This window comes from Petrotoga halophila DSM 16923 (assembly GCF_002924615.1).
Map to the genome: position 1 here is coordinate 1 of NZ_JALY01000198.1, position 3,848 is coordinate 3,848.

The 3,848-nt window shown below is 36.4% G+C and carries 3 protein-coding genes; all 3 read left to right on the plus strand.

Features of this window, described 5'->3' with window-relative positions:
• Positions 1-1,231, plus strand: a 1,231-nt coding sequence (locus AA81_RS09860) for an L-fucose/L-arabinose isomerase family protein (RefSeq protein ID WP_103898919.1), incomplete at its 5' end; no start/stop codon positions are given.
• A 28-nt stretch (positions 1,232-1,259) separates the two neighbouring features.
• Positions 1,260-2,780: an FGGY-family carbohydrate kinase gene (locus tag AA81_RS09865; protein ID WP_012209400.1), complete on the plus strand. Its 1,521-nt coding sequence runs from the start codon at positions 1,260-1,262 to the stop codon at positions 2,778-2,780.
• Between the two features lie 259 nt (positions 2,781-3,039).
• On the plus strand, positions 3,040-3,848 hold an 809-nt coding region (locus AA81_RS09870; protein ID WP_281256299.1), incomplete at its 3' end, for a BadF/BadG/BcrA/BcrD ATPase family protein.

Here is a 3,848-nt window from a genome sequence, read left to right on the forward strand (position 1 = left end):
AAAAGAAATGATGAAAGCAGAAGTGGAAATGACGATCTTCAATTATTCTATATGGTGTTGGCCTCATTTGAGCGTTATGGCTTCACTTTATGCTCCTGGACCGTATTTAACTTATGGCCAAATAAATCCAAAGTATCCTGGAATGGTAGGATTGTTAGCTGCAGCTGGTGCTTTAGAGCAAATAGGAATATTCCCAGAAAGAGTTTGGGGTGAGCCAGAAGATCCGACGGTTTTAGAAAAATTACTAAAATACATACGTGCTGCCAGTGCTGCACATAGGTTAAAAGGAGAAAGGTACGGAATGTTTGGTGGAAGGCCCATGGGAATGTACACCGCTTCTGCCAATGGAGATCAATGGATGAAAGAATTTGGAATTGATGTTGAACAGGTAGACCAATATGCATTGGTTTTAAAAGCTGAAAAAGTACTACCCCAGAAGAAAAAGAAAGCAAGAGAATGGCTTGAAAAATTAGCAACCGTTAAATATGACGGCAAAAGACTCACTCCTGAAATTTTAGAGAAACAGATAGGATTATATTACGCTGCACTTGAAATTATACAAGAAGAAGAGCTTGATTTTGTTGGATTCAAAGGACAACCTGAAATGACAAATAATTATGCAACATTAGATATTGCAGAAGCTTTTTTGAACGATCCATACGATTTTGATGGTGCAAAGGAACCTATTGTTGCAGCAACCGAAACAGATATGGATGGAGCTTTAACGATGGAAATCTTTAAACATATAGCCCAAACCCCTGTACTGTTTGCTGATGTGAGGCATTACTTCAAAGAAGAGAATTTATTGGATTTAGCAAACTCTGGACAGCATGCGACATATTTTGCAGGAAAATCTAACAAACCTGAAGAAAATTTGAAAAACGTGATTATACACCCTGAAGATTTTTATTTTCCAGCGGGTGGTGGTGCTGTTAAACACTTTGCAGCCCCTGGAAGAGTCACATTAGCAAGACTTGCAAGACAAGATGGAAATTATGTAATGACGATAGTTCCCGCTGAGTTTGTCGAACTTTCTGAGGAAGAAAAGAAAAGATTGAGCGAACAAGTGCAAATCGAATGGCCACATGCATATGCTAAACTAGATACTGATATGGAAACTTTTTTGGAATATTATCCTTGCAACCATACACATGGGGTATATGGAAATTATTTAGATGAGTTGGTACATTTTTGTAAGATTAAAAATATCGGTTATCAGATTTTGGATTGAAAAAAATTTATATTTGGAGGAACTAAAAATGTATTTAGTGGGAGTGGATATCGGAACTCAAAGCACTAAATCAGTTATCACGGATGAAAATGGAAAAGTCATTGCAGAAGCTTCTAAAGAATATTCTGTTTTGACACCTCAACCCAATTGGGCTGAACAATGGCCTAATGTGTGGTTTGATGCTGTGATTGATACTCTGAAACTAGCAATAGAAAAAAGGAAAATAGATCCAAAAACCGTTGCAGGAATCGCTATCAGTGGATTATATGGAGGTTCGGGAATCCCGGTTGATAAAGATTTCAACCCTCTGAGGCCCTGCTTGATCTGGATGGATAGGAGAGCAACAAAAGAAACAGATTGGGTTAAAAATAATGTTCCCAAAGAAACTTTATTTGGGATAACAGGTAATTATGTTGATAGTTACTTTGGTTTCACAAAAATCATTTGGATAAAAAATAATGAGAAGGATATTTGGGAAAAAACTTATAAATTTATAACACCAAAAGATTTCGTCATTCACAAATTAACAGGTGAAGTAATAATAGATTTCTCTTCTGCTGGTAATATCGGAGGGATTTTCGACATTCATAAAAAATACTGGTCAGAAGAAATGTGCAAAATGCTTGGAATAGATTCAGATAAATTGCCTGAAAAGATAGTTAAATCTTCTGAGATTGTAGGAACCCTCAACAAAACATATGCTCAAGAGATCGGACTTTTAGAGGGCACCCCGATAATCGCTGGAGGAATAGATGCACCCGTTGCTCAATTAAGTGCGGGATCTGTCAACGAAGGTGAACACGTAGCTATGGTTGGGACTTCGACATGTTGGGGCAATATTCACGATGGCAAATACCTAACCCCTGAATTGGTTAGTTTTCCATATGTTGTAGATGATTTAGCAAAGATATACACGTTTGGGGGAGGAGCCACTTCGGGAGCCATAGTGAGATGGTTTCGAGAAGAGTTCGGGGAATATGAAAAAGAATTTGAAAGAAAAAGAGGTATTTCTGCTTATTCACTTCTTGAATTGGAATCAAAAGATATTCCTCCTGGAAGTGATGGGATTATAGTTTTGCCATATTTTATGGGTGAAAGATCACCTGTTTGGGAATCAAGTGCTAAAGGAACTATTATAGGACTTAACTTGTACCACAAAAGAAGACATCTTTACAAAGCTTTTATGGAGTCTGTAGCCTATTCCCTGAGACATAATATGGAATATGCAGAAAATACTGGAATGAAATTGAATTCCGAATGTTACTTAGTAGGAGGAGCTGCTAAGAGTGATATTTGGACTCAAATATTTGCAGATGTGACAGGATATATTATGAAAAGAACGGATCAAGATGTTGAAGCACCTTTAGGAGATGCATTTTTAGCTGGCTTAGGAACAGGTGTATTTCCCGATTCACAAGATATTAAGAAATGGATAAAGTTCAAAGAAAATACTTCCCCAGACGTTAATAACAAAAGTGTTTATGATAAATACTTCAATTTATACAAAAAGTTGTATGAAAATACCAAAGAAATAATGAAACAATTATAGTCTCATTGATTGAAAAAATTTACCGGTATGGAGTAGCAAAAATCAAGAAAAGGCAACGGATAGAATTTATAGCCCCTTTATGGGGCTTAATTTTTTTGTATGTTATAAGATCTTAAGAAACTTGATTATGATTGTAAAAAGGTATATCATAATAGTGAGAAGAAAAAGGATGGGGTGGGCTGCGGGGCGAATGGGCGCTAAAGTAGGTTTTAGAGTTTTTAAAGAAAAATTTTATAATTTTAGGGAGTGAAAAAGGTATATGTATTACGTTGGTTTTGATATTGGATCCTCGAGTATTCACGTAGCGGTCATTGATGAAGAAGGAAAACTAAAATACGTTAAAGAAAGTATTCCACATTTTGGTGTGCCTTTAAAAAGGCTACCCGAGATTTGGGAATCGATAAAACCTGAATTGGATGGGGAAATACTTTCCACATCGTTCACTGGAATAGGTGCGCAACTTTTTAACAAAGTTTTTCCGGAACTCTTGTTTGATTACGAGAGTGTTACTATTCCCAAAGGTGCTTCTTTTCTTGAACCAAACGTTTCCTATGTATTCCACATTGGAGCAAAGGACTCCTATTTTTTAAGACTTGGACATCTTAAAGACAAGGTGAATCTTTTAGAGTGGTCAGCTAATAGCAAATGTGGTGGCGGTTCGGGAATTTTAGTTGAAAAACAGTTGAAAAGGTTATACTTAAAAAACGATTCTGAGTTTTTTCAGTTAGATGATTACTCACAAAAAATTAAACTAATGAAAAGATTATATGCGCAAGCAGAGAACGAGGCGAAAGAGTACAGCGATATTCAAGGCTTCAACGCGAGATGTGGTGTTGTAATTCAATCAGATTTGATACATGAACAAAATGAAGGTGCTCAAAGGCCTTTTTTAGTTGCAAAATTGTACTCTACAGTGGCAAGGAATTATAAAAATGACGTGATTGGAGCGAGGGAACTTGATCCTTCTCTTTCTGCCATAGCTACAGGTGGAGTCTTTTCAAGTGATTATATCCTAAAAAGTTTTAACATGTTAACCAATTTAAATGTTAAAAGGCCTAAGTACCATAC